The sequence below is a fragment of the Cupriavidus neocaledonicus genome (assembly GCF_000372525.1).
GTDB classification, from domain to species: Bacteria; Pseudomonadota; Gammaproteobacteria; order Burkholderiales; family Burkholderiaceae; genus Cupriavidus; species Cupriavidus neocaledonicus.
Window position 1 is genome coordinate 452799 of sequence record NZ_AQUR01000107.1, and the last position, 26502, is coordinate 479300.

At 67.4% G+C, this 26502-nt stretch carries 18 protein-coding genes; 7 read left to right on the forward strand and 11 right to left on the reverse strand.

Going from position 1 to position 26502, the window contains the following annotated elements:
• Positions 1–47: 47 nt before the first annotated feature.
• Both A3AG_RS0130285 and A3AG_RS0130290 read right to left on the reverse strand, forming a co-directional pair.
• Positions 48–1766, reverse strand: a complete 1719-nt coding sequence (locus A3AG_RS0130285) for a long-chain fatty acid--CoA ligase (protein ID WP_018009019.1) — start codon at positions 1764–1766, stop codon at positions 48–50.
• A gap of 62 nt (positions 1767–1828) precedes the next feature.
• The gene (locus A3AG_RS0130290) at positions 1829–2857 is read right to left on the reverse strand and encodes a Bug family tripartite tricarboxylate transporter substrate binding protein (RefSeq protein WP_026164579.1); all 1029 of its coding nucleotides are present in this window, start codon (positions 2855–2857) and stop codon (positions 1829–1831) included.
• 314 nt (positions 2858–3171) lie between these two features.
• Between A3AG_RS0130290 and A3AG_RS0130295 the strand changes: the two genes are divergently transcribed.
• Entirely contained in the window at positions 3172–4344 is a 1173-nt protein-coding gene (locus tag A3AG_RS0130295) for an AraC family transcriptional regulator (RefSeq protein WP_018009021.1), read from the forward strand.
• 22 nt (positions 4345–4366) lie between these two features.
• Here A3AG_RS0130295 and A3AG_RS0130300 read toward each other — a convergent pair whose 3' ends face one another.
• The 3 genes from A3AG_RS0130300 to A3AG_RS0130310 all read right to left on the reverse strand — a co-directional run bounded on the left by A3AG_RS0130300 (position 4367) and on the right by A3AG_RS0130310 (position 6846).
• On the reverse strand, positions 4367–4573 hold the full coding sequence (locus tag A3AG_RS0130300; RefSeq protein ID WP_018009022.1) for a DUF6494 family protein: 207 nt from the start codon (positions 4571–4573) through the stop codon (positions 4367–4369).
• Positions 4574–4687: 114 nt separating this feature from the next.
• Positions 4688–5932, reverse strand: a complete 1245-nt coding sequence (locus A3AG_RS0130305; RefSeq protein ID WP_018009023.1) for a CaiB/BaiF CoA transferase family protein — start codon at positions 5930–5932, stop codon at positions 4688–4690.
• A complete protein-coding gene (locus tag A3AG_RS0130310) occupies positions 5932–6846 on the reverse strand; it encodes an SDR family NAD(P)-dependent oxidoreductase (RefSeq protein ID WP_018009024.1) in 915 nt (304 codons plus the stop codon). The genes A3AG_RS0130305 and A3AG_RS0130310 overlap by 1 nt, the downstream gene beginning before the upstream one ends.
• 202 nt (positions 6847–7048) lie before the next feature.
• Here A3AG_RS0130310 and A3AG_RS0130315 point away from each other — a divergent pair, with 202 nt between their 5' ends.
• Positions 7049–7951 (forward strand): LysR substrate-binding domain-containing protein, encoded by a 903-nt coding sequence (locus A3AG_RS0130315; protein ID WP_012355383.1) that lies wholly within the window; start codon positions 7049–7051, stop codon positions 7949–7951.
• Between the two features lie 14 nt (positions 7952–7965).
• Here A3AG_RS0130315 and A3AG_RS0130320 read toward each other — a convergent pair whose 3' ends face one another.
• Both A3AG_RS0130320 and A3AG_RS0130325 read right to left on the reverse strand, forming a co-directional pair.
• Entirely contained in the window at positions 7966–8472 is a 507-nt protein-coding gene (locus A3AG_RS0130320) for a DUF2628 domain-containing protein (RefSeq protein ID WP_018009025.1), read from the reverse strand.
• Between the two features lie 195 nt (positions 8473–8667).
• Positions 8668–9135, reverse strand: a complete 468-nt coding sequence (locus A3AG_RS0130325) for an MgtC/SapB family protein (protein ID WP_018009026.1) — start codon at positions 9133–9135, stop codon at positions 8668–8670.
• Positions 9136–9665: 530 nt separating this feature from the next.
• Between A3AG_RS0130325 and A3AG_RS0130330 the strand changes: the two genes are divergently transcribed.
• The 5 genes from A3AG_RS0130330 to A3AG_RS0130350 all read left to right on the forward strand — a co-directional run bounded on the left by A3AG_RS0130330 (position 9666) and on the right by A3AG_RS0130350 (position 15237).
• Positions 9666–10835, forward strand: a complete 1170-nt coding sequence (locus A3AG_RS0130330) for an acyl-CoA dehydrogenase family protein (protein ID WP_018009027.1) — start codon at positions 9666–9668, stop codon at positions 10833–10835.
• A gap of 9 nt (positions 10836–10844) precedes the next feature.
• Positions 10845–12041: a CaiB/BaiF CoA transferase family protein gene (locus A3AG_RS0130335; RefSeq protein WP_018009028.1), complete on the forward strand. Its 1197-nt coding sequence runs from the start codon at positions 10845–10847 to the stop codon at positions 12039–12041.
• 71 nt (positions 12042–12112) lie between these two features.
• Positions 12113–13495, forward strand: a complete 1383-nt coding sequence (locus A3AG_RS0130340; protein WP_018009029.1) for an MmgE/PrpD family protein — start codon at positions 12113–12115, stop codon at positions 13493–13495.
• A gap of 8 nt (positions 13496–13503) precedes the next feature.
• A complete protein-coding gene (locus A3AG_RS0130345) occupies positions 13504–14328 on the forward strand; it encodes an HpcH/HpaI aldolase/citrate lyase family protein (protein ID WP_018009030.1) in 825 nt (274 codons plus the stop codon).
• A gap of 42 nt (positions 14329–14370) precedes the next feature.
• Positions 14371–15237, forward strand: coding sequence for an HTD2 family dehydratase (locus A3AG_RS0130350; RefSeq protein ID WP_018009031.1), 867 nt, complete (start codon positions 14371–14373; stop codon positions 15235–15237).
• Between the two features lie 31 nt (positions 15238–15268).
• Here A3AG_RS0130350 and A3AG_RS0130355 read toward each other — a convergent pair whose 3' ends face one another.
• The 4 genes from A3AG_RS0130355 to A3AG_RS34905 all read right to left on the reverse strand — a co-directional run bounded on the left by A3AG_RS0130355 (position 15269) and on the right by A3AG_RS34905 (position 26432).
• Positions 15269–16972: a ShlB/FhaC/HecB family hemolysin secretion/activation protein gene (locus A3AG_RS0130355; protein WP_081610787.1), complete on the reverse strand. Its 1704-nt coding sequence runs from the start codon at positions 16970–16972 to the stop codon at positions 15269–15271.
• Between the two features lie 111 nt (positions 16973–17083).
• Entirely contained in the window at positions 17084–17407 is a 324-nt protein-coding gene (locus A3AG_RS33670; protein WP_081610788.1) for a colicin immunity protein, read from the reverse strand.
• 6 nt (positions 17408–17413) lie between these two features.
• Positions 17414–20344, reverse strand: a complete 2931-nt coding sequence (locus tag A3AG_RS34645; protein WP_240619997.1) for a hemagglutinin repeat-containing protein — start codon at positions 20342–20344, stop codon at positions 17414–17416.
• Entirely contained in the window at positions 20271–26432 is a 6162-nt protein-coding gene (locus tag A3AG_RS34905) for a two-partner secretion domain-containing protein (RefSeq protein WP_026164581.1), read from the reverse strand. Before A3AG_RS34905 ends, A3AG_RS34645 begins: the two co-directional genes overlap by 74 nt.
• Between the last annotated feature and the right edge of the window lie 70 nt (positions 26433–26502).

Here is a 26502-nt window from a genome sequence, read left to right on the forward strand (position 1 = left end):
GTCTCTCTCTTTGCTGCTTTGGTTGCTGCGCCGGGTAGGCATCACCGCTACCCTCGGGCGCCCGGTTGGTCCGCCTGCATCTCGCGCTCCTGCAACGCGCGCCACAGGATCTTGCCGGTGGCCGACTTGGGCAGCGCCTCGACCACATCGACGATGCGCGGCACCTTGTACGCCGCCATGTGCTCGCGGCACCAGGCCATGATGCGTTCGGGTTCGGCCTCGGCGGTGCCGCGCGCGTCGGGGCGCAGCGCCACCACCGCCTTGACGGTTTCGCCGCGGCGCTCGTCGCGCGCCGCGATCACGCAGGCCTCGTGGATGGCCGGGTGGCCGTACAGCATGTTCTCCACCTCGGCCGGCCAGACCTTGTAGCCGGACGCATTGATCATGCGCTTGAGGCGGTCGCGCATGAAGAAGTAGCCCTCCTCGTCCATGAAGCCCAGGTCGCCGGTGCGCAGGAAGCGCTTGCCGTCGAGTTCGATGAAGGTGGCGGCGTTGGCGTCTTCGTTGTGCCAGTAGCCCTGCATCACCTGGCCACCGTGGACCACGATCTCGCCGGTCTCGCCGTGCGGCAGTTCGCGCAGCGTCTCGGGGTCGACCACGCGCGCGTCGACGCCGAAGGTGGCGATGCCCAGGCATTCGCGTTTGGGCTGGTTGCGCGGATTCGACAGGATGAAAGCTGCGGTCTCGGTCATGCCGTAGGCCTCGACATAGGGCAGGCCGAAGCGCTGCTGCAGCATGTTGGCCACCGCTTCCGGCATGGCCGCACCGCCGCCGCCGACGTACGCCAGGCTGGACAGATCGCGCGCATCGATGCCGGGCTGGGAGAAGAAGTCCACCATCATCGCCGGCGGCGCGCCCCACACCGAGACGCGGTAGCGCTCGATCAGGTCCGCGGCCAGCGCCCGGTCCCAGCGCGGCATCAGCACCACCGTCGCGCCCAGGTAGAGCGGCGAGTTCATGCAGTTCTGCATGCCCAGCAGGTGGAACATCGGCGCCACCGCCAGCACCACCGATTCGGGCGAGCCCCCGCGCCAGATCACCGAGCCGGCGGCCGCCGTCATCAGCGTGCCGTGGGTATGCATGCACCCCTTGGGATTGCCGGTGGTGCCCGAGGTATAGGCCAGCATGCACAGCGTGTCGTGGCCGGCGCGGTGCGGCAGCGGCCGGTGTCCGGCGCGGCTGGCGCGGTCCCATGCCACCGGCATCGCGCCCGAGGGCGCAGGCAGCGACGCGGGCGGCGCTTCGCGCAGCCAGGCCGGCACCGGCAGGCCACCGTGGTCGCGCAGCATGCCCGCGTAGTCGTGCAGGATCACGTGACGCAGCGCCGGACCATGCAGCGGCGCCATGCGCGGGTACAGCTCGCTGCCGGCGAAGGCGGCGACCGCGCCACTGTCCTGCACCACGTGGGCCAGCTCGGCTTCGAGCCACATCGGGTTGGCGGGCACCACCACGCCCTCGGCGCGCAGGATGGCGTAGTAGGCGATGATGAACTGCGGGCAGTTCTGGCTGAACAGCACCACCCGGTCCCCGGGCCGGATGCCGCAGGCCTGCTGCAGGTAGCCGGCCATCCGTTCGATCTCTTCACGCAGCTCGCCATACGAGATCGCGGTGCCGAAGTACTGGATCGCGGTCTTGTCCGGGTAGCGCTGCGCCGCGACCTCGACGTTGTAGAACAGGCTGGTGCGCGGCGTATGCAGCGTCGCCGGCAGGCCCGGCGGCCAGGCGGGAGAACGGAACGGCTGGGTGGTGCGTGTGGCAGGCTTCATTGCAGCGATGGTGGTCAGATGCAGGTCAGATGCGGGTCGGAAACGGCGCGAACGGAGCGGGCTCAGTCCAGGCGGATATTGCGCGTGCGGATCACCTTGCCCCAGCGCACGTAGTCGGCCTGGATGGTCTGGGCGAACGCGTCCGGCGTGCTGCCGGTCAGGATCACGCCAAGCTCGTTCATGCGCTTGCGCACGTCAGGCTGGGCCAGCACGCGGTTGACGTCGGCGGAGAACTTATCGACGATCGGCCGCGGCGTGGCGGCCGGCAGCAACAGGCCGAACCAGCCCATGGCGTCCATGCCGTCGATGCCGGCCTCGCGGAAAGTGGGCACATCCGGCAGTTGCGGCGCGCGCGCGGGCCCGGTCACCGCCAGCGCGCGCAGGCGGCCGGTGGCGACATGGGGCTTGGCCCCCATCACCGAGATCACCGCGGCCGGCACCTGCCCGCCGAGCAGGTCGTTCAGCTCCGGCGCCTCGCCCTTGTACGAGACATGGAGCATGTCGATCTTGGCGGCGTCGTTGAAGACTTCGCCGTACAGGTGGCCGCTGGAACCCGCGCCGAACGAGCCATAGGAGAACTGCCTGGGCCTGGCGCGCACCAGCGCGATGAAGTCCTTCAGGTTGGTGGCCGGCACGGCATTGGCATTGATCGCGAACACCAGGTTGGTGGTGCCGAGCTCGGACACCGCGGCGAAGTCCTTCACCGGGTCGTACGGCGCGCGCGCATACAGGCTTGGCGCCTGCACCAGCGGCGTGATCGTCAGCAGCGCGGTATGGCCGTCGGCCTCTGCGCGGGCGACCACTTCGGCGCCCAGCATGCCGCTGGCGCCGGGGCGGTTCTCGACCACCACCGGCCGCTTCCACTGCTTGCCCAGGCCCTCGGCCAGCGCGCGCGCCAGCACGTCGGTGGCGCCGCCGGCGGGGAACGGCACCACCATGCGCACGGTGCGCGCCGGGAATTCCTGGGCGTGGGCCATGCCCGCGCCCAGCGTGCCGGCGGCCATGCCGGAGCACGCCAGCAATGCCGCACCCAGGCGGCCGAGGGTACGGCGACGCCAACTGCGCTCCCCACTGCGACGATCTGCCTGCATGCGCTGTCTCCTTTGGTTTTTTGTAGGCGGGCACGGGCTTTTGCCGCGTTGCAGGATCCGCCGGGGCCGGTGTGCCGGCCTTGTAGAGGTACTTGCCGGAGAGTGCGCGATGCTGCGGTGCGTGGACAATGACCAGACGCGCCAAAATGATTGGCCGAATCGCTCAGGCGGAAGGCAGGCTTTGGCAAATCCCGATTGTGCGGCGCCGCGCGGGCTTGCTAAGGTGGCGCCATGTCGTGGCCAGAGGTCCGCGACAGCGGGAAGGCGCCCGGAAAAATCGCCGGCACCGGCGCGTCGCCGTGACGAGGAGACCCATGCAAACAGCCGTTCTGCCATCGCTGCGCCCGCCGCTGCCGGGCAAGCCGCACATTTCCGGCCACGCGCTGCCGGGGGCGCGCCTGCGCGACGCCGGCAGCCCGGCGGCACCGGGCGCGCCGGTGGAACCGCCCGCGCCGGCGCGCCACACCATCGCCATCCCGCATGTGACGCATATCCTGCAGGGGGCGCGGCGGCTCGGCTACGACGTCGATGCGCTGCTGCGCCGCGCGGATATCTCGCCGGCGCTGCTGGCCTCGCCCAGCGCGCGCGTGACGCAGGGCCAGTATGCGGCGCTGATCCGCACGCTGCGCCGGGTCATGCGCGATGAACTGTGGGGCCTGCTGGACCGGCCCGTCACGCCCGGCGTGTTCGCGCAGGTATGCCGCGGCCTGGTCCATTGCGCCACGCTCGAGGACGCCATCCGCACCGGGCTGCGGCTGTACCGGCAGCATATCGACGCCTTCGCGCCGCGCCTGCATGTGGGCGCCGATGGCACGACCGCGGCGGTGGTGCTGCATCCGCGCGCGCCCGCGTCGGCCTGCCGCAGCTTTGCCGAATCGACCTTCGTGTTCCACGCTTATGCGCTGGTCAGCTGGCTGGTCGCCGGGCAGATCCCGCTCGCGCGCGTCGACCTGAGCGCAGCCGCGTCGCAGGGCCGCACCGATACCGAGCGCGTGTTCAAGGCCAGGGTCAGCTACGGCCAGCCCGTCACCGCGCTGCACTTCGACGCCGCGTCGCTGCGCCTGCCGGTGATGCAGGACGCCGCCAGCCTGCGCGACTTCCTGCGCGAGACCCCGCGCAACCTGCTGATCCGCTACCGCGACAACAGCTGCCTGGCGGAACGCATCCGGCAGCACCTGCGCTCGCACCTGGACGACGAACTGCCGTCGCTGGAGCAGATGGCGCAGCTGCTGCGGCTCACGCCGCAGACCCTGCGCCGCCGCCTGCGCGACGAAGGCCGCGGCTACCAGAGCATCAAGGACAGCCTGCGGCGCGACGTGGCCATCGGCATGATGGAGCGCCCCGGCATGACGCTGCAGGACGTGGCGCTGCGGCTCGGCTTTTCCGAGCCCAGCACCTTCCACCGCGCCTTCAAGAAATGGACCGGCGTGGCGCCGGGCGAATACCGGATGCGCGGCATGCGCAAGCAAGGCGTGCCGGCGGCCTAGCCGGCGCGGCGCAGCCGCCGGCTTACTCGAGCCGGATCTCGCCGTCGAAGCGCGCCTGCAGCTTCACCGCCGCCAGCTCCAGCGTCACCGAAACCGGCAGGTGTTCGTTGCCCGTCAGCGTGCCGTCGGCCACGGCCCGGGCGATGGCCTGCTCGATCTCGCGCTGGGAATTCACGCCGACCACCTTCAGGAACTTGCGGATGCTGAGGTTGAAGGTCTCTTCGTTCATGGCTGTCTCCGGGAAGGATGCGGCATGCCGCCGCTATCCGGACAGCCTACGCCAGTGACGCCATCCCTGCAGCGCCGGGCGGGCCCGCGCGATTGAGGCGCGGCCGGCACGGGCTCAGACCACGCCCTGCTCGCGCAGCCGGGCGATGCGCTCGGCCGACAGGCCCAGCACCGTTTGCAGCACCTGCTCGGTATGCTGGCCCAGCCGCGGCGGCGGCGCGTCGTATTGCACCGGAGTGGCCGACAGCCGCAGCGGGCTCTTGACGGTCGGGCACAGGCTGCCGTCGTCACGCACCAGGTCGACCTGCAGCTCGCGATGCCGCACCTGCGGATCTTCCAGCACCTGGCCGTAATCGTTGATCGGCCCGCACGGGATACTCTGCGCTTCCAGCGCCTGCACCCAGTGCGCGGTCGGCCGCGTGCGCATGTGCGCTTCGAGCAGGGGCACCAGCGTGTCGCGATGGATGATGCGGCCGGGGCCGGTGGCAAAGCGCTCGTCGGCGGCCAGGTCGGGCCGCTCGACGCCGCGGCAATACGCCTGCCACTGCCCGTCGTTGCCCGCCGCGACGATCATGTAGCCGTCGGCGGTGGCGAACACATGGTAGGGCACCATGTTGGCGTGCGCGTTGCCGTAGCGCGGCATGGCCTGGCCGGTCACGCGCTGCGCGATGATGGGGGTGGCGCCGACCGCCACCACCGCATCGAGCAGCGCCATGTCGATATGCTGGCCCTCGCCGGTGCGTTCGGCATGGCGCAGCGCGGCCAGTACCGCAACCGTGGCGTACATGCCGGTGAGCATGTCGACCACCGCCACGCCTACCTTCTGCGGCCCGCCGCCGGGCAGGTCGTCGCGCTCGCCGGTGACACTCATCAGGCCGCCCAGGCCCTGGAAGATAAAGTCGTAGCCGGGCTTGTGCGCGCTCGGCCCGGTCTGGCCATAGCCCGTGATCGAACAGTAGACCAGCGCCGGGTTGACCGCCTTCAGGCTGTCGTAGTCCAGCCCGTAGCGCTTCAGGTCGCCGACCTTGTAGTTCTCCAGCACGATCTGCGACTTCGCGGCCAGCTCGCGCACGATCTGCTGCCCTTGCGGGCTGGCGATATCGAGCGTGACCGACTGCTTGCCGCGGTTGGCGCCGGCAAAGTAGGTGGCATCGCGCGACGGCTGTCCGTCCGCGCCGGGCAGCCACGGCGGCCCCCACGAACGGGTATCGTCGCCGGCGCCGGGGCGCTCCACCTTGATCACCTCGGCGCCGAGGTCCGCCAGGTTCTGCGCGCACCACGGGCCGGCCAGGATGCGCGACAGGTCCAGCACGCGCACGCCGGCAAGCGCGCCACGCACCGGGGCTTGGCCGCCCGTCATCAGATCGGGTCCCAGCTGATCACGTCGGGCGAGCGCTCCAGCTTGAAGAAGCTGCTGCGCATCGCCGGCATGGCGATCTCGCCCACCGATTCCGGCGTCCAACCCTCGCTCATATGGACCGAGCGCACCGGACGCGGCTGGCTCATCAGGATGATCTCGTTGGCGCGCACCGCGAAGATCTGGCCGTTGACCTCGCTCGCCGCCGGGCTGGCCAGGTAGACCGCGACCGGACCGATCTTGCCGGCTTCCATCTTCTGCAGCTTGGCCACGCGTGCCTTTTCTTCCGGCGTTTCCGCGGGGATCGAGCTGGTCATGCGGCTCCACGCGAACGGCGCGATGCAGTTCGAGCGCACGTTGAAACGCTGCATGTCCAGCGCGATCGACTTCGACAGCGCGGCGATGCCCAGCTTGGCCGCCGAATAGTTGGCCTGGCCCAGGTTGCCGATCAGGCCCGAGGTGGAGGTCATGTGCACGTAGGCGCCGCTCTCCTGGTCCTTGAAGTAGTTGGCCGCGGCGCGGCTGACGAAGAAGGTGCCGTTCAGGTGCACCTCGATCACCGAGCGCCATTCTTCCTCGTTCATCTTGAAGAACATGCGGTCGCGCAGGTTGCCGGCGTTGTTGACCACGGCATCGATGCGGCCGAAGTTGTCGAGCGCGCATTGCACGATGGCGTTGGCGCCGGCCCAGGTCGACACGCTGTCGGTGCTGGCCACGGCCTCGCCGCCGGCGGCGCGGATTTCCTCGACCACGCGCTGCGCGGGGCCGGCATCGCCGCCCTCGCCGGTCATCGACACGCCCAGGTCATTGACCACCACCCTGGCACCGGCGGCCGCCATGGCCAGCGCGATGCCGCGCCCGATCCCACCCCCGGCGCCCGTCACCAGCGCAACCTTGCCTGCCATCAAACCGCTCATTGCATGTCTCCTCTGAACTCGTACCCTGAATACTTTTTGTGCGGTCACCGACCGCAAACCCGGTGAAACAGCCTCGCGCAGCCGGCAGCGCCCGCCGCTGCGGTCAATCCGGATGTCCATGCCGCAGCGGATACGATAAATTGACGCCCGGCCCTTTGGAATTCACGAATCACAAAACTGGCCTTTGGCCTGACAGAAGCCCATGCATTACGACCTGACCGACCTCCGCCTCTTCCTGAATGTCGGCGAGACGGAGAACCTGACCCGTGCCGCCGAGCGCAGCTTTCTGTCGCTGCCCGCCGCCAGCACGCGCATCAAGCAGCTGGAAGAGGCGTTCCAGACACAATTGCTGATCCGTCAGGTCAAGGGCGTGCGGCTCACGCCGGCGGGCGACGCGCTGCTGCGGCACGCGCGCGAGGTCTTCCGCGAACTGGAATGCCTGCACGCCGACCTGCGGCCGTATGCCAAGGGCGTGAAGGGGCGCGTGCGGCTGCTGGCCAACACCACCGCGACCAACTCGTTCCTCGCCACCGGCGTGTCGCGCTTCCTCAGCGAGAACCCGGACGTCGACATCGAGCTGGAAGAGCACCTGTCGCAGGAGATCGTGTCGGCGATCAGCGCCGGCGCGGCGGACCTCGGCATCGTCGCCGGCGAGGTCGCCACGCAGGACCTGGATGCGATGCACCTGTGCAGCGACGCGCTGATCGTGATCGCACCGGTCAACCATCCGCTGCCAACCTTCAAGCGGCTGCATTTCGCCGACCTGCTCGATACCTGCCGCTTTGTCGGCCTGAACCAGTTCAGCGCGATCCAGTCGTTCCTCGACCGCATTGCCGCCGGCATGGGCAAGCGCATCAGCCTGCGGATCCAGGTGGGCAGCTTCGATGCGGTCTGCCGCATGGTCGAGGCCGGCGCCGGCATCGCCATCGTGCCCAACAGCTGCGCGCGCCGCTATGCCAGCCGCAAGGTACTGCGCTTTATCCCGCTGGAAGACGAATGGGCGCGGCGCGAGCTGCGCCTGGTGCGCCGCCCTGGCCGGGAGCTACCGCAGTTCGCCGAAACCCTGATCCAGTACCTGGTCGACGCCGCGCGCGAGCCCGTGTAGCGGGCCGCGCGGCTTCAGCCCGCGCCCGGCGCGCCGCCCTGCACCATCAGCGCCGCCAGCGGACGCAGCGACACCACCATCACCAGCAACAGCAGCCCCATGGCGAATACGCCCGGCCAGCTGGTGCGGCCGCGGCGCTCGAGCGAGTCGTTCACCAGTTCGGGCGAATAGTGGTACTCGCGCACATGGCGGATGGTGGCCTCGGCGTGCCAGCGGTACAGTTCATTGCCATACAGCCCCAGCAGCAGCGCCATCGCGTACAGCAGCGGCCGGCCCGCCATCGGCAGTTGCAGGCCGAACCATGCGTGCAGCAACGGCTCGGTGCCGACGATCAGCGCATAGACGCCCACCTGCCAGTACATGCGCCGGTACGCCATCCAGAACGGACCCAGCAGGCATGCCGCCCAGTTCCACGAGATGCCGCCGTGGGTCTCGGCCACCGACCAGCGCTCGCCGTAGTATGGAAATCGCGGCCCCACGAATGCGGCCAGCGCCGCGTCGTCACGAATCGATGCCTGCATGCCAACCTCCCCTCTGCTGCGTCGGCAGCGCCCGGGCTTCCGGGCGCTGCCTGTGCCACAGCATAGGGCGCGCGGGGTCCCGCATGTGTGCGCCGGCGCGCATTCCACGCGCATTGGTCGCGGCAAAACCAAGGGAAAAGCGAGGATCGGCGCGCAAGGGCACAGACCGGCGCACCGGTCCGTGGCCCGGCGATGCTACTTCCAGCGTTGCAGGATCTGCAGGATCACCAGCGTGAACACCGTGGCGATCACCGCCGTGGTGTCGCGCCCCAGCCCGGCCGCGACGCCGATGGCCGCCACCATCCAGATGCTGGCCGCGGTGGTCAGGCCCTTGATATGGGCCTCGTCGTTCTGCTTGAGGATGGCGCCCGCGCCGAGGAAGCCGATGCCGGCGATCAGCCCCTGCAGCACCCGGCTCATGTCGGCCAGCGGCACGCCCGCCTGCAGCGGCACCAGCACGAACAGCGCCGAGCCCAGCGCCACCAGCATGTGGGTGCGCAGCCCCGCCGCCTTGCCCGAGGATTCGCGCTCATAGCCGATCAGGCCGCCGAGCAGCACCGCCATGCACAGCCGCACCAGGATGCGGGTCGCCTCGGCCGCGTCCGGCACATCGGCAAATTCCGCGCGAAAGGTGCGGAAGATCTCGGTCCAGACAGACTCCATCGCCTACCTCCGGGGACTGGGTGCAGGCGTGAGCGTAGCACGGCACACCTGCCCCCCGGCAAGACTTGTGCGCCACATCCAGGGGCCCTTCAGCGTGTGCGGCGGCGTCCTACACGGCAAGCGGAAGCTTCCCGACAGTCCCGCCGGCGCGGCGTTCCTATATTGGAATCACCAACCACAGTCCTCCGATGGAGTTGCACCATGCCCTATATCCTCGCCTGGCTACTTGGTGTTCCGGCCTTTGTCCTGATCCTGATCTGGCTCTTCGTCCACTGATCGGCAGGCGGTGCCACGGCACCGGCCCCACCCCTCCACCGGCGCCCCGCGCGCCACGCCTGCACGCCCGGTTCGCCGGGCGTCCTGCATGGTGATGCGGCATGGTGGGCGGCCTTGCCGGCGCTGTCGCATCGCCCCGCTGCGGCGCCTGCTGCCCACCTAAGCCGCCCCTAAGCCGCTCTTTCGCAAATCCGAATTTCGGCGTGCAGGGGGCTCGGGAATAATGGCCTCCAGTTCCCATCGACCCGGCGACCATGCACGCAGACCAGGACCCCGACCAGCCGTACCCCGAGATCCGCGAGGCGGTGCGCAGCCTGTGCGCGGGCTTCGATTCGGCGTACTGGCAACGGGTGGAAGAACAGGAAGCCTTTCCCGAGAGCTTTGTGCAGGCGCTGACGCAGGCCGGCTGGCTGTCGGCGCTGATTCCGGAAGCCTATGGCGGCTCGGGGCTGTCGTTGACCGCGGCGTCGGTCATCATGGAAGAGATCAACCGCAGCGGCGGCAACTCCGGCGCCTGCCACGGGCAGATGTACGTGATGGGCTGCCTGCTGCGCCATGGTTCCGACGCGCAGAAGCAGCGCTGGCTGCCGGCCATCGCCTCGGGCGAGCTGCGCATGCAGTCGATGGCCGTGACCGAGCCCAGCACCGGCACCGACACCACCAAGCTCAAGACCACCGCGGTACGCCACGGCGACAAGTACCTCGTCAACGGCCAGAAGGTCTGGATCTCGCGCGTGCAGCACTCTGACCTGATGCTGCTGCTGGCGCGCACCACGCCGCTGGACCAGGTCAGGCGCAAGTCGGACGGCCTGTCGGTATTCGTGGTCGACCTGCGCGACGCCATCGGCAAGGGCCTGACGGTCAAGCCGATCCGCAACATGGTCAACCACGAGACCAACGAGCTGTTCTTCGACAACCTGGAAGTCCCCGCCGACAACCTGATCGGCGAGGAAGGCAAGGGCCTCAAGTACATCCTCGACGGCCTCAACGCCGAGCGCATCCTGATCGCCGCCGAATGCATCGGCGACGGCTACTGGTTCGTCGAGCGCGCCAGCAACTACGCGCGCGACCGCATCGTGTTCGACCGCCCGATCGGCCAGAACCAGGCCGTGCAGTTTCCGATCGCGCGCGCCTACGTCAACGTCGAGGCGGCCAGCCTGATGCGCTACAAGGCGGCGCGGCTGTTCGACGCCGGCCGGCCGTGCGGCAAGGAAGCCAATATCGCCAAGCTGCTGGCCGCCGATGCCTCGTGGGAAGCCGCCAACGTCTGCCTGCAGACGCACGGCGGCTTCGGCTTCGCCGCCGAATACGACATCGAGCGCAAGTTCCGCGAGACCCGCCTGTACCAGGTGGCGCCGATCTCCACCAACCTGATCCTGTCCTACGTGGCCGAGCACGTGCTCGAGTTGCCGCGTTCGTTCTGAGAACCCTACATGTCCCACTCTCCCCAAGGCATCCGCCCGCTCGACGGCATCCGCGTGGTCTCGCTCGAGCACGCCGTGGCCGCGCCCTTCGCCACGCGCCAGCTGGCCGACCTGGGCGCGCGCGTGATCAAGGTCGAGCGTCCCGGCGTGGGCGACTTCGCGCGCGGCTATGACCAGTCCGTGCACGGCCAGGCCTCTTACTTCGTCTGGCTCAACCGGGGCAAGGAAAGCCTGGCCCTGGATTTGAAGGACCATGAAGCGCAGGCCATCCTGCACCGCCTGCTGGCCGCTGCCGACGTGCTGGTGCAGAACCTCGCCCCGGGCGCCGCCGCCCGCATGGGCCTGGATTTCGACACCCTGCATGGCCAGTACGAGAAGCTGATCGTCTGCGACATCTCCGGCTACGGCGACTCGGGCCCCTATCGCGACAAGAAGGCCTATGACCTGCTGATCCAGGCCGCCGCCGGGCTTGTGGGCCTGACCGGCGGCCCGAACGAGCCGTCGCGCGCCGGGGTGTCGATCGCCGACATCGCGGCCGGCATGTACGCGTACAGCGGCATCCTGTCGGCGCTGCTGCAGCGCGGCCGCACCGGCAAGGGCCTGCGCGTGCAGGTGACCATGTTCGAGGCGATGGCCGAGTGGATGAACCAGGTGCTGTACTTCGGCCACTACGGCGGCACGCCGCCGGCACGCTTCGGCGCCTCGCATCCGACCATCGCCCCGTATGGCGTGCATCGCACCAGCAATGGCAGCGTGATCTTCAGCGTGCAGAACGAGCGCGAGTTCGCCAATTTCTGCGAGATCGTGCTGGGCGACCGCGCGCTGGCGCAGGACGAGCGCTATTCCAGCAATACCGCGCGCGTGCGCAACCGACCCGAACTGACCGCGCTGATCGAGGCACGCTTTGCCTCGCTGACGGTGGCGCAGGCCGAGGCGCTGCTGGACCAGGCGCAGATCGCCAATGCGCCGATGAACGACATCGAGGAGGTGTGGAACCATCCGCAGCTGCAGGCGCGCCAGCGCTGGCGCGAAGTCAACACGCCCAACGGCCCGATCGGCGCGCTGCTGCCGCCCGCCAACCTGTCGGGCGTCGAGCCCGTCATGGGTGACGTGCCGGCGCTGGGCGCGCACAGCCGCAGCATCCTGGCCGAGCTGGGCTACGGCGAGACCGATATCGACGCCCTGGCCGACAAGCGCACCATCTGAGCCAACACCGGCGCCCGGCCAGCCGGGCGTCCTTCTCTTTCCGCAAGCCCTGTTCAATCTCCGGAGCCGGCATGAGCCAAGCCGCAGACACCACTTACCCGACCCGCCAGCTTTGCGAATTCCTGGCCAACCTCAAGCTTGCCGACGTGCCCGCGCCCGTAGTCGAGCGCAACAAGGACCTGTTCCTGGACTGGATCGCCTCGGCCATCGCCGGCAAGGACGCCCCGGCCGTGCGCAAGCTGCAGGAATTCGCCGCGGCCATGGGCCCCTCCGACGGCGCCGCCGAAGTGCTGGTCGACCGCCGCCGCACCTCGCCCTACTTCGCCGCGCTGATCAACGGCGCCTCCTCGCACGTGGTCGAGCAGGACGACGTGCACAACGGCTCGGTGCTGCATCCGGCGGCGGTGGTGTTCCCCGCCGTGGTCGCCGCCGCGCAGGCCGAGGGCAAGACCGGTGCCGAGGTGCTGCTGGCGTCGATCGCCGGCTATGAAGCCGGCATCCGCATCGGCGAATTCATGGGCCGCTCGCACTACCGCGTGTTCCACACCACCGGCACCGTCGGCACGCTGGCCGCCGCCGCGGCGGTGGCCAGGCTGTTCGGCCTCGATGCCGAAGGCATCAACCAGGCGCTGGGCTCGGCCGGTACCCAGGCCGCCGGCCTGTGGGAATTCCTGCGCGACGCCGCCGACTCCAAGCAGCTGCACACCGCCAAGGCCGCGGCCGACGGCCTGCAGTCGGCGTGGCTGGCGCGCGCCGGCTTTACCGGCGCGAAGCAGATCCTCGAGGGCGCGCAGGGCATGGCCGCCGGCATGTCGAGCGATGCCAACCCCGCCTGCCTGACCGATGGCCTGGGCACGCGCTGGGCCACGGCGGAGACGTCGTTCAAGTTCTTCGCCTCGTGCCGCCACACCCACCCGGCCGCCGATGCGCTGAAGGCGCTGATGCAGCGCGAAGGCGTTGCCGCGGACCAGATCGCCAGCGTCACCACCCACGTGCACCAGGGTGCCATCGACGTGCTCGGCCCCGTGGTCAATCCCGCCACCATCCACCAGGCCAAGTTCTCGATGGGCACGGTGCTGGGACTGGTGGCGGTGCATGGCCACGCCGGCCTGGGCGAGTTCGAGCAGCATGCGCTGCAAGACCCAGCGGTGGCCGCGTTCCGCGGCAAGGTCGAGATGGAGCTGGACGCCGAGGTCAACGCCGCCTACCCGCGCCAGTGGATCGGCCGCGTGACGGCAAAGACCACCGACGGCCGCACCCTGGCCGCGCGCGTCGACGTGCCCCAGGGCGACCCGGACAACACGCTGTCGCGCCCGGAACTGGAAGCCAAGGCGCTGCAGCTGGGCGCGTTCCGCCAGGGCGCGAGCGAAGCCGAGATGCGCGCCATCATCCAGCGCGTGTGGACACTCGAGCAGGCCCCGGACGTCAACGACTGGCTCCCCGCCGCGCGCTGAGGATCGCCATGTCCACCGCCGTTACCTACCTGTTCGTGCCGGGCGACCGGCCCGAGCGCTTCGACAAGGCCGCCGCCGCCGGCCCCGATGTGATGATCCTCGACCTCGAGGACGCGGTCCATCCGGACGCCAAGCCCGCCGCGCGCGAAGCCATCGCCGCATGGCTGGCCGGCGGGCCCGGCGCCAGCGCCTTCGTGCGCATCAACGACAGCGCCTCGCCCGCCTTTGCCGCCGACCTGGCCTGGCTGCGCGCATTGCCCCCGGGCACCGCGCTGGCCGGGCTGCTGGTGCCCAAGGCCGAGGATGCCGCCGCGCTCGACACCATCGCCCAGGCCCTGCAAGCGATCAACCCGCGGGGCGAGCTGGTCGCCATCATCGAGACCGCGCTCGGCCTGCACCAGGTCGATGCCGTGGCGTCGGCCAGCGGCGTGGCGCGTTTGGCCTTCGGCTCGCTCGACTATGCCGTCGACCTGGGCTGCAGCCATACCCGCGACGCCCTCGCCTTCGCGCGCGCGCGCATCGTGCTGGCCTCGCGCGTGGCGGGGCTGCCGCCGCCGGTCGACGGCGTCACCACCGCGCTCAAGGACGAAGCCGTGCTCGCCAGCGACGTCGCCTACGCGCGCGAACTAGGCTTTGCCGGCAAGCTCTGTATCCATCCGGCACAGCTGGGCGCGGTCCGCGCCGGCTTTCTGCCCAGCCCCGAGCAGCTCGACTGGGCCCGGCGCGTGCTCGACGCCACCGCCAGCGGCAGCCACGCGGTGCAGGTCGATGGCAAGATGGTCGACCGCCCCGTGATCGAGCAAGCCCGCCGGCTGCTGGCACTGGCGCAATAGTGCGCCATCCGACTCCCCTCATGCATCTGAAGGCCACCTGCCATGACTGACGCCACTTCTGAACTCGAACGCCTGCGCGGCTGGATCGGCCGCAGCGAATCGCGCACCGAAACGCTGTCGCCGGAACCGGTCGCCGGCCTGGCCGCCACCTTCGACCTCGACCCCGAAGCCGTCGCCGCGGGCCCGCTGCCACCGCTGTGGCACTGGCTCTACTTCCTGCCGCGCGCGCCGCAACGCGAACTCGGCCGCGACGGCCACCCCACCCTCGGCGGCTTCATGCCCCCGGTGCCGCTGCCGCGCCGCATGTGGGCCGGCAGCGAAGTCAGCTTCGACCATCCGCTGCATATCGGCGACACCGTCACGCGCACCTCCACCATCCGCGACGTCCAGTACAAGACCGGCCGCACCGGCGAACTGTGGTTCGTCGCCGTCGACCACGAACTGACCGTCAACGGCAACACCGCCGTCAACGAGCGCCACGACATCGTCTACCGCGCCATGCCCGACCCGACCAGGCCGCAACCGCCACGCCCGCGGCTGGAACAGATCGCGCAATGGCAGCGCACGCTGCAGGCCGACCCGGTGATGCTGTTCCGCTATTCCGCGCTGACCTTCAACGGCCACCGCATCCACTATGATCGCCAGTACACGCGCGACGTCGAAGGCTATCCCGGCCTGGTGGTACACGGCCCGATGCAGGCGATGCTGATGCTGGACCTGGTCGCGCGCGAGCAACCCATGGCGCGCGTGCGCCGCTTCGGCTTCCGCGGGCTGGCGCCGTTGTTCGATCAGGACACCATCACTGTCGGTGGCGCGGCTGATCCGGCGCAGCCGGGGCGGCTGGTGCTGTGGACGGGGGATGATGCCGGCGGGCAGGCGATGCAGGGGTGGGCGGAGGTGGAGGGGTAAAGGCAGGGGCTGCGAGCGATCAGCGCCGCCGTCAGTACTGGTAGACGAACTGGAATCCGCCTGACACGCTGGCGGTGTGAAAGGCCGCCGGCTTATACACCGGCATGCCCGCGAACAGATCGTAGGACAGCCGGCCAAAGCCAGGGCCGAAGCCGCCGCGCACCCCGATCACCGCACCGGCCAGGCTCGTACCGGCAAGGCCTGCCGTCGACGGCCCAAAAACGCTGCCATAGTCGAGCCCGGCGTACAGCGCCTGGCCGGTTGCGCCAAGCGGTAGCTGCATTTCATTGCGCCAATAGAAGCCGCTGTCGCCGGCCAGCAGCCGCTCCCCGTCAAAACCACGCACGGTATAGCGGCTGCCGATGGTCATCGCGTCCAGGGAATAAAGCCGGTCATTGGTGTACTGCCCGTGGAAGGTCGTGACATAGCGAAGCGGAAACTCAGCCACCTTGAAAGGCACCGACAGGTTGGCATCCGCGACGACCATCCTGAATCGCCAGGTCGGCCCGCCGATCGCGGCAAGGGTGTCATCCTGCGACCCGAATCCACCAATGCCCTGGCGGTACGCGAGCGTGCCGTCGAACTGTGCCGCGCCGAAATAGTGGCGGTCGGTAAAACCAGCCTCCAGCACAGTGTTGTTGCGCCGCTGCCGGGTAATCTCCGTGTCCTCGATAAAGCTGCGGCCGAAGCGGCGCGACAGCCGTAATTGCAGTCCCAACACATCGTTCTGGCTGCGCCGGATCACGCGGTGAAGCCTGAGGTCGACCGTCCGCGAATCGCCGCTGGACACGAACGTCTGGTTGACGCCGGCGATCTGCTGGAAATAGGTGTTGGAATAGGCCGACAGCGTGCCGGTCCAGTAGCCCCACGGCACCGAATAGAAGCCGTTCCAGCCGTGCGTGCCACGGCTCTTGTCGCTGAACTCCAGGTCCTGGCTGTAGCCGACGTTGAACAGGTCATTGAGGCCCAGCGGGTTGCCGACGGCCAGGCTCAGGTTGCCCTGGGGCTTGCCGGTCGACCGCGTACCCGAGTTATCGACCGAGGCGACGAAGGTCCACGGCTTGGTGCGCTTGACGGTGATGACCACGTCGCTGACGCCGGGTGTTGGAGTCGGCACGATTTGCATGTCGGCATCCTGACTGGCCACGCGCTTCAGCTGCTCCAGCCCTTGCTCGAGGTCGCGCAGGTTGAGCAGATCTCCTGAACGCGCCGGGAACGCGGACTTCCAGGTGCCGCGCGTTTCGGGATCGGCAAAGCGAAGTTCGCCGATGACGCCGGGGATCAATGCCAGGCGCAGCGTGCCGGTGCTCAGATCCTGAGGGGGAACCAGCACGCGGGTGGTGACATAACCGCGGCTCAGAATAGCCTGCGAAATTCCCTTGGTCAGGAGGTCCACGCCTTGCTTGCCGACGCAGGCGCCCTGGTAGTGGTCGAGCCATGCGAGGGCGAACGCAAATGGGTCCTGCGGCAGGGCTGAGGCGCCTTGCACTCGGGCTGCCTCCGGGAGATCGGTCGGCACTTCCAGCGTGAAGCGGTCAATGCGGAAGCACGGCGTTTCCGGAGGCAGGGTTGGGTATTCCGTCGGCGCAGAATCTTCCGCGCGGATGCCAGGCGCTTGTACCGCTTGGGCGCGCTCGCGCGCTTCGTGTTGCTGGCGGGCGCGTTGCTCCTGCTCAGCGGCCGTTGTCGCAGCAGATTGACCTGGGCTATTGGGCACTACTTGAGCGAGTGCCATAGGGGCGGCAACAATTGACAAAACCCCAAGTGCCGGGAACACTGTTTAGGCAGATTCTTCTTGTTCATTCAATGTCAACCACATTGCGAGATAGCACTACTGCGCAGCAATCTATGCAGGTTGTGTTGTCAGCACGAAGACATCATGCTCTGATCGCTCCGTGCTTATGAACGCTGAGGCCTCTCGATTATTTTGTTCCAAGGCCTCTAGGGTTACTGGTGGATCAACGCCGTCCCAAATACAATCCACTCGCGCTTCGAACCCGGGGTGGTGCCAAACCCCGCCTTCAACCCTCGTGACGACGAGCCCATAATCTGCCGCAGTTGTGCAGACAGTAATTGCGGCATCCGCCGACAACTTCATGAGCACGCTGCCGCCGAGCATGAAGAACGCGTCGGCGGAATCGTAGCGTTGCAGAGGATCAATGTTTTTCATAAAGTCTCACTTCCACTTAATCCGGCTATCGGGAATCCAGCCTGGGTCATTCTTACCACTCACCTGAACAACCTCACCAGTCCTGTCATTAACCACAACATATCCGTTCTTTGAACCATAAACGGAAGCGGTGTCACTTCGTGGCACTCCGTCTGGCGCTTTTGCACCCGATCGATTATCGGTAGTGCTTCCTACGGGGCCCGCTGCAATCACATCCTTGATGTCGCTTACAGTCCATCCTCTGTCATTGATCTGACTGCCAATCTTACTGTCGATAGATATGTTTTGGTTCCTGTTGGAACTCTGATCCTTGCCGTTGTAGATGGCATTTAGACCTTGAACAATCTGCAGCGGAATAGAAATCGGATCTAGAACAGCATTGGCCATGCGGTCCACAATGCTGCTTTCTGGCTGTACCAATGGCATAGCCTTTTGACCTGACTGATCCGGGGTTCCGGTTAGGATCGCCTCGCCATTGGCTTGCGATTTGCCGGGTATCTGAAACGGCTTCTGCGCCTGCCCAGGTGACCAAATCGGCGGCGGGCTGGGCATCGGCCCGGCTCCAAGCTGGTTGTTCTCGATCTCGAAAGTCGCCCCGTTCATTGCCGTAGCCAGGTTTGCTCCGGCTGCACCGGCGGCCCCCGCCACCAGGCTCTGGATAGCGTTCTCTCGCACCTGCTTTTGCTGCGCCGTCATGCCCTCGGTCGACCCGAGCAGCGAGCCCAGCACTGAAGCGCTTGCCGCGCCCATGGCGCCTGCGCCACAGGACTGAGCGGCCGCTGCGGCACCAGCACATCCGACGATGGCGTGCAGTGCCGCGCGTGCGGTCTCGCTATCCAGACCGTCAGCGATCTGCTTGACCTGGTTGGCGGCCAAGCCTTGCACATACCCCACCGTTGCGCTCTGAACGAACTGCATGGTGGAACCAGTCACGTTGCCGCTTGCGGCGGCCGTCAGCGCCGTCATCACCTGCCGATAGGTGCCACCCTGCCCCCACTTCGCCTTGTCGTCGGCCTGCTGCTGCAGGGCGGCACGCTGCTCGGGCGTCGCGTTCGGATCCTTTGCCACGGCGTCGGCTGCCTGCTTGGCCGCATCCGCCTCGTTGGCGCGGTTGTTCAGAAAAACACCTGCTTCGCGCTGCAGCGCGCCCACGATCTCAAATCCGGCCTTGATCTTCTTCTCGTCGAAGATCGGACTCAGCGAATTTTCCGTGTTGGTCGTGTCGCGGTTCAGCCCGGCAACGGTATCCGCAGCGCTTTGGCCCGTCAGCTCCTGCTGCTTGGCATTGTTGCGGATCGTGATGGTGCCGGCGCTTATCCCGCTCTGCGTCGTGCTGCTGGCGCTGCCGGAGGCACCAGCTACCATAGGCGGGGCGACGGAGAAGCCCTGGCCGGCGCCACCGGTGGTCGGCAACTCGGTGCCCGGCACGGCGCCGGAACCGGCGGTCGAGGCCTCGCCGCCCTGGTTCACGCCAACGCCGGACTTGCCGCTGTTGTCACCTGCCGAGAAGCCTCCACCTATGCCGATGCTGCTGGCACTGTAATGGGCACGGTTTTGAATGTCGCTGACGGTCAGCGTATCGGTCGCAAAGCTGTTCCTGTCCGCCACGCCACCCGCGATCACGCCGCCCTTGAGGTCAGTGTTGCCGCTGACATCCACCTGGTAGCCGCCGCTGCCGGCGCGGATGGCGGATTGCTCTCCCACACTCGCGAAGTCGCTGTTGATCTTCTGCTGGCTGACGCTGGCGCTACCCGAGACACCGTATCCTACGGTCACACTGCCACTGGCTGACTGATCCTTGCTGTCGTACCTGCTGGTGTCCTGCAGGCTCTCGACGTTGAGGTTGCCGCCCACATTGGCAATGACCTGGTTGCCGGACGCGACCGCGCCGCGCAGGTTGGTATCGCCGCCGGAATCGATCACCAACGCATTGCCGGCCGTGGCGTGGCTGTTGGTCCAGGTCACGTCGTTGCCATCGGCCTTGCCGCGCGCTGCCGAAGCGTTGGCCGTCACACCAAAAGCGGCGCCATTGGACCCATAGCTCACGGCAATGCCGACGCCACCGGATGCGCTCTGGTTGCTGCTGTGCTGCTCGGCTGTGTTCGCGGCGGCCAGCAGGTTCACCTGGTTCTCGGCCTTGAGCACCAGGTTGTTGCCCGCCTGGATATCGCTGCCGACCACGTTGATGTTGCTGTGTTCGCCGGCTCCCTCGGCGCGGATGCGCACATTGCCGCCGGCGTTGATCTGGCTGCCGACCGCCGTGGTGCTGCTTTGCGTCTGCGTGCTGTCGCTCTTTGAGGCACCGACGGTGATGCTGATGTTCACGCCGCCAGCGGCCTGCGGATCCTTGCTCACCGCGTCGTAGGTATTCCTGGCCGCCAGACCCGTCGCGGCACCGGCCAGTGCCTTCATGCGCGGGTCATCGATCTGGCTCTGCGCACGCGCCATTTGCCCGGCGGTTTGCGCCGCGGCGAGCACGGGGTTGGAGACTGCGATGGTCAGGCCGCTTTGGCGGAAGTGCGTTTCCTGATCGAATCGCCCCGTATCCGTCGCCGCGTTGATATCCACGGTTTTGGCGCGGATTTCCACGTCGCCCTTTAGCGTAGTCACCGCGCTGCCCGTTTGCCTGTAGCTTTCGCCCGCACTCAGGCTCACATTACCCTGCAAGCTACCCACCACTGAGCCGGTGTGCGACGTCGTCCGCGCGGTCTGGCTTTCGTTGAACTGCTGCTTGCCGAAGGTGACGCCGGCGCCGCCGTTCGACAGCATCCCCGACTTGCGCGTTTCCTGCGAGGCGCTGCTTGTTGCCGTACTTTCCGCAGCGCCGATCACGAGGTTGCGGTTCGCACGCAGGGCCACGTCGTCAGTGGCGACCACATTGCTGCCGGCAACCGTCATATCCCGGCCGGCATGGCCTGCAACCGCGTTGGCCGACACGGTGGAGCCGACTGCGATGATCTGCTGTTCGCTGCTGGCCTTGGTGGTCTGCTCCTTCGACAGGAAACCGGACTTGTTCGTCTGGGACCAGCTCTGCGCCGCGTGTGTTTCGTTGACCGTGCCCACGGTTACGTCCTGTGCGGCAATGAGACTGGCTGTACCGCCGCCGCTGCCGCCATCGCCGGTCGTGACGGCCGAGCCCAGCACCGCGAGACTGCCCGTGCCCGATGGTGCGGCTACCGCATCCGGCGACATCCCGACGCCGTTCTCGATCAGCACGGCCGCCGCCAGTGGCGCCTGGCCCGCGGCCAGCGTCGCGTTGCTGCCGGCCCACGGTGCTGCCGCGCACCGCCTCGTCATAGGAGGACTTGGTGTATTGCGCATTCTTGCCGCCCAGCGAGCCCTCGCTGTGCGTGTTGGCATCCAGTGATGCCGTGACCGTCGCATTGCGGCCCGCGATCAGTGAGGCATTCTTGCCCGCGTCGAGGGTCGAGCCGGTCAGGGTCGCGTCGCGGCCAGCCACCGCCACCACATTGCCACCGGCGGCTACGGTGCTGCCTACACCCACGGTGGTCTGGTCGTGGTAATAACTCTGGCCGCCGCGCGAGCCGGAATCCATGGTGGTGCCTACGGCCGTTGTGCCAAGGTTCAGGTCACGGCCGGCAGCCAGCAGCGCACTGCCGCCGGCATCAACCACGCCACCGGACATGGCAATATCGCGCCCGGCCAGCACGCCGACGTTGTTCTCACCCGAGATCGATGCCACGGCACCGACGCCGGTGGCACTGGCGCTGTGCACACCCATCGTGACCTGACTGTTGATGGTCTGCGTCTCGTTGATCACGTCTCGGCCAGCGGACACCACCGTATCGGTGCCGCTGATGCGTCCGCCGAGGTTGCGCACATCCTGCGCAGCCTTCACAACCGTGGTGCCGGTCGCGCTGATCTGGCCCCGGTTGACGATATTGTTGCCCACCACCTGCGTGGCCAGGTCGCCCACGATCCGGCCGCTGTTGGCCACGTCTCCGCTGGCATCGAGGCTGACCTTGCTGCCCGTCACCAGGGCGCCGGTGTTGGTCAGATCCACCGCATGGCTATGGGCCACGTACAGCTTGGGCACCAGCACCGACTGGCGTGTGCCATCGGGCAGCGTCACTTCCTGGCTGACCAGCCACACCATGTCGGTGGTGAGCTGGGCCATCTGACTCTCGGACAGGCCGATGCCGGGGGCCAGGTTGAACGCCTTGGCGTAGGCCGCGCCGCTGGTCATCAGCGCCTGGTATTGCGACATCTGGTCGCTGTAGCCCGCCAGATAGGTACGCCCGGTCAGCTGCGTCACCTGGTCACGGATCAGCTTCTGCTCGTAGAAGCCGTCGCCCAGGCGCTTTTGCAACAGCATGGGGTCCAAGCCGAGCTGGCCCAGCATGTAGTCGCTGGAAATGAACTTGCTGTACTGCGTGAAGCGCGCGTCTGTGGCAATCAGGTACGTGGCGCCGGGCGCTGTCTGGTATTGATACAGGCCGTTCGTTGGCAGCGTCAGGTTGGGGATGCCGCCGCTGGCGGTACCTAACGTCTGCAGAGGCTTGCCAGGGCCTCCGGCCGTGCCGGTGACCTGCGCGCCTGTGGCACTGCCGCCCGTTACGCCACTGCCTGTAACGGTCTCACCCAGCCGGTTGACGGTCGTGACCTGGATGTCCTGGGCTGTCGTCTGCACCGTCTGATTGGCCGATGCGATGGCTGGCAGCGCCATCACCGTGGTCGATGCCTGCGGCGTGGTCGGATAGGGCACCACCTGCGTATCGCTGTTGCCGCCGGATTTCTGATGCCAGTAGAAGGTCGAGGTTTCCGTCGTGCTGACCGACTGCTGCAGGACAGTGCCCGCGTCCTGCACCGTGCCGCCCACCGCGGAGCGCACCAGGTCTGCGCCGGCCACCATGATCGACGACTGATTCAGGATTGTGCCGCCATTGCCATTGATGCGGATCGCGCCACCGGCCTGGATCTTGGCCGGATCGCTGGCGCTCACCAGCCGATCCGTCGTGGCACTGGTCGTGACCGTGCGCGAGATTTCGCTGTAATCGTGGCTGTCCGTGCCGAGATCGAAGCGAATCCGCACGTCGTCCGGGCGGATATGCCTCGCCGGGTCCCAGTCGGGCCAGAACGTGATCGTATAGGTGCTGCCGTTGTCCGTGATGGACTGGTAATACTGCGTGGGATTGCCGGTGAGGTTGCGCGTGAAGACCGTCGGAGGCGGGCAATCCGTACAGATCACCCGGGAAGTCGCATCGTAATATTCCTCGACCGGTGGCTGCGTGAAGGTAAAACTCTGCGCCGCGGCATCGAGATTGGTGACGTTCGACTTGTCCACCGTCAGGCTGACCGGCTGCATCAGGGCGTAGGTGCGACTGGCGCTGACCGAGGCGTTTTCGCCGCTCCACCGCCAGGTCGGGAACGTCACGCTTTCATGGAAGTTCAGGTCGCTGCCGCTCATGCCCGCGTTCCACATGACCAGTGTCTGCGCGGCGCTGGTGACGGGCGTGCCCGCCTCGGTCTCGATTCTGGCGCGCGTGTTGCTGACCTGTGTGGCGGCGATGTCGATATCGCCCTCGGCCTCGATGGTGGCCGAGCGGTTGACAAGCGTTCCGACCTGGTTGACCAGCAGCCCAGTGGCCGGGTCACGCGTGCCGTCCCGGGCAATCTGCAGGTTGCCCGCGCTGTAGAGCGTCGCACCGTCCAGGTTCTGCACCGAATGGCTGGCGTAGAGAGTGAGACTTTCTGCCGCCGCGATCAATGCCGCCGCACCGGTGTTGGCGATATCGCTGCCTTGCACGGTCACATGGTTGCCAATGATGGTGCCGGCGTTGTTGGTGGTCGCGGTGTTGATCTGTACTGCATCGCCTTCGATGCGGCCAGCGTTGTCCAGCCGATTGGTGGCGTTGACCGTGGTGGTGGTGCTGGCCATGTCGGCGCCCGCGGCGTTGACCACATCGGTGCCTTGGACCGTCAGATCGCCCACCGCAGCAAGCGTGCCGGTGTTGGTCAGGGTGCCGGTGGCGGCAACGCGCATGTTGCCATCGGCGTGCAGCCGGTTCGCGGCATCGTTGACATAGTCGCCGGCAACATCGAGCGCCAGGTCGTGCCCGGCAGTCATCTCGCCGCTGCCCGACACCGCGCCCTTGACGGCGATGTCCTGGTTGGCCTTGATCGTGCCCCCGGCATTGTTCAGGTTGGCGACATCGATGAAAGCGTCTGTCGCGCTCTCGATCTGGCCCCCCTCATTGACCAAAGTCGCATCGGCCTGTTCCAGCACCAGACCCTTGCCGCCGTAGAGCTGGCCACCGGAGTTGTCGACGATGCGCGTCGTGTTGAGCGCGAGCGCACCGCTGGCAATCACGCTGCCTTTGGCGATGTTGACCAGATCCTGCGCATTGACTGTCACGTCGCCATTGCCGCCCAGTGTACCGCCGGTATTGATCAGCGCATGGGTTGCCGACACCGCCGTGACGCCGTCGCCGGCGTTGGTCAGCTGACCGAGGGTGTTGTCCAGGCTCTCGGCGGAAATATCAAGCAGACCGTGCGCGCCGTTGGCGGCCAGTGTGCCGTTGGCATTGGCGAGCTTTCCGGCGGCGATGGCGGAGAGATTGCCATTGGTCTGAACCGAGCCGCCCGTGTTGTCGATTTGTCCGCCACTGCCAAGCGCCAGGCCGTCCTTGCCATAAAGCTTGCCGTAGCGGTTGAGCAGGTCGCCGGTGGTGGCAATGGTGGCCTTGTCCTGCGCCGAAATGCTGCCGCCGGCGTTGTCCAGCGTGGCCGCCGTAGCTTGCAGCGCTCCGTTGGTTTCGATCGTGCCAGTGGCGTTGGAGAATTCCCTTTCGCTCGTCGCCGTCAACAATCCGGCGCCGGCGTGCTGCATCTTGCCCGCCGAATTGACAATGGTCCGGCCGGATACGGCCAGGTCGCCGCCATTGGCGGCAATCGTGCCTTGTGTGTTGTCGAGCGTGCCGCCGGCGTGCACGGTAGCATCGGTCGCGCCATATTGCTTGATGATGCCGCCGCGGTTGAGCAGGTCGCCCCTTGTAGCAATGGCAAGGTTGTCGGCTTCGACATGGCCCCCGGCGTTGTCGAGGGCGGAGGCGTCCAGGTTCAGCGTGGCGGCCGACAGCGTGCCAAGGCGATTGGTCGCCGCCCCGGCGATCCTGGCTGACAGCGTGCCGCCCGCCGTCACCTTGCCGTTGTCGTTATCGAACGCCTGCGTGTCGAACGTCGCATCGTCCAGCGCGTTGATCTGGCCGTGGTTGGTCAGCGCGCCAGCATCGATCACCACGCTGCCGTTGCCACCGATCAGGCCACCTTCGGTACCGGTGGCAGTCGTGCCGGCGGCGTTGACGAGCGCCCCGGTGGTAGTCAGCGAAAGGCCGTCCCCGTTGAGTGACACGATGCGGCCCGCCGTGTTATCGAGCGCGCCGGCATGCGCCGAGAGCGCACCGTTGGACTGGATCGTTCCCTGCGTATTGTTGAACGCGCCGGCCACGTTCAGCGTGGCGGCCTGCTGCGCCACGATCTGGCCGCCCTGGTTCGACATACTGTCCGCTTGCAGGACCAGGCCTCCCTGGCTCGAAAGCTGGCCCCCGTCATTGACGAGCGCACCGTTCGCCGTGGCATTGAGCGCTCCGTCTGCCCGGATATTGGCACCGGTCAGGTCCAGCTTGCCGGCGCCCGCCTGGAGATTCAGGTTGCCGCCCGCCGAGGTTTGGCTGCCAGCCAGGTTGGCGCCCGTGCCCTGCAGCGTCGCATTGCCGCTGGCCAGATTGCGGCCGGTGGCGGTGAGTGCGCCGTTGGTGGCAACTACGGTAAGGTCGGCCGGCGCGGCCGTCGAGCCATCGGCGTTCACGCCCGCAGCCAGCGTCCCCGTCGAGGCCACGCTGCCAGCGTAGGCGTTGAGCCATTGCTGTCCGGCAAGCGTGCCCGTATTGGCCAGGACGCCATCGGTGTTGATCGACACGCCTTGCTTGCCGTAGGTGGTGCCGCTGTTGTCGATGCCGTCGCGCGCGTAGACCACCAGGTTGCCAGAGGCATTGGTTTGCCCGGCCAGCACCAGCTTGCCTTGGGCGGTCAGCGTCAGCTCGCCTGCCTGCGCGGCGGCAATGCCACGCAATGACACCCCCACGCCATTCTCGGTCGATGCCAGCATGATCTTGCTGGCATACATGCCGCCGAGCTGCGCCACATCGATGCCCAAGGCCGGTGCGGCTCCCGAGCCTACAATCGACGTGGCGCGCAGCGTCGCGCGATCCACCTGATTGGCACCGGCGATGACGTTCATCTGGTTGGCATAGAGGGCCGCGTTTGCCTGCACCGCACGCGCGATCAGATCCACCTGATCGACATTGGCGACGTTTATGCCTTCGCCCTGAATGGCGATCTGCCCGCTGGTTACGCGGAATGCATCGAGGCTGCCGCTGCCGCCGAACATCGGAATGCCAGTGGTCAGCGTGGCCCGGCTGGTATTGATGAAGCCCAGGCCATTGACCACCAGTCCATTCGGGTTGGCGATGACCACTTCCGACCTCGGGCCGGCCACCTCGACATGGCCCTGCAACTGGCTGGGAGATGTGCCGGTGACCTGATTGACGATGATGCGTGCCGATCCGCCTGGCAGCAGATTGGGATTGCCGTTGACGTATCCGGCCTGCTGGGTGGAGACCGGCGTCGGGGCGTTGTTCAGGATGACACCGGGGCGTGGCACATCGAACTGCGTATAGGCGTTCGTCGAAACGCCAGCCGCGGACGGCCGCGTAATGTTGACTTGCTGCAAGCCGTTGGCGGTTTGCACGACCGTCGGACGGTTGGCGCCCGAGTTTGGATCGGCGACGACCTGGGCCTGCGCACATGGCAGGCCTGCCGCGATCCAGGCAGCGAGCCCCAATGCCGCGACCGCAAAGCGCGCAACGCCGATGGCCTTCGCGCCCCCGGCAGCGGAGCACGCCCCAAACTGACGGCCCTTGCCACATCCCATGGCACATTCCCGCACGGCAACCAGCATGCCCCGCGCGGCGCTGAAGACAAGGCGATAGAGATTGCGATTCATACCGGGATGCGAAACGCTGACGGCCGATGCAAGACCACCAGGCTGCGTTCACGCGCGGCCTGGTACCTAC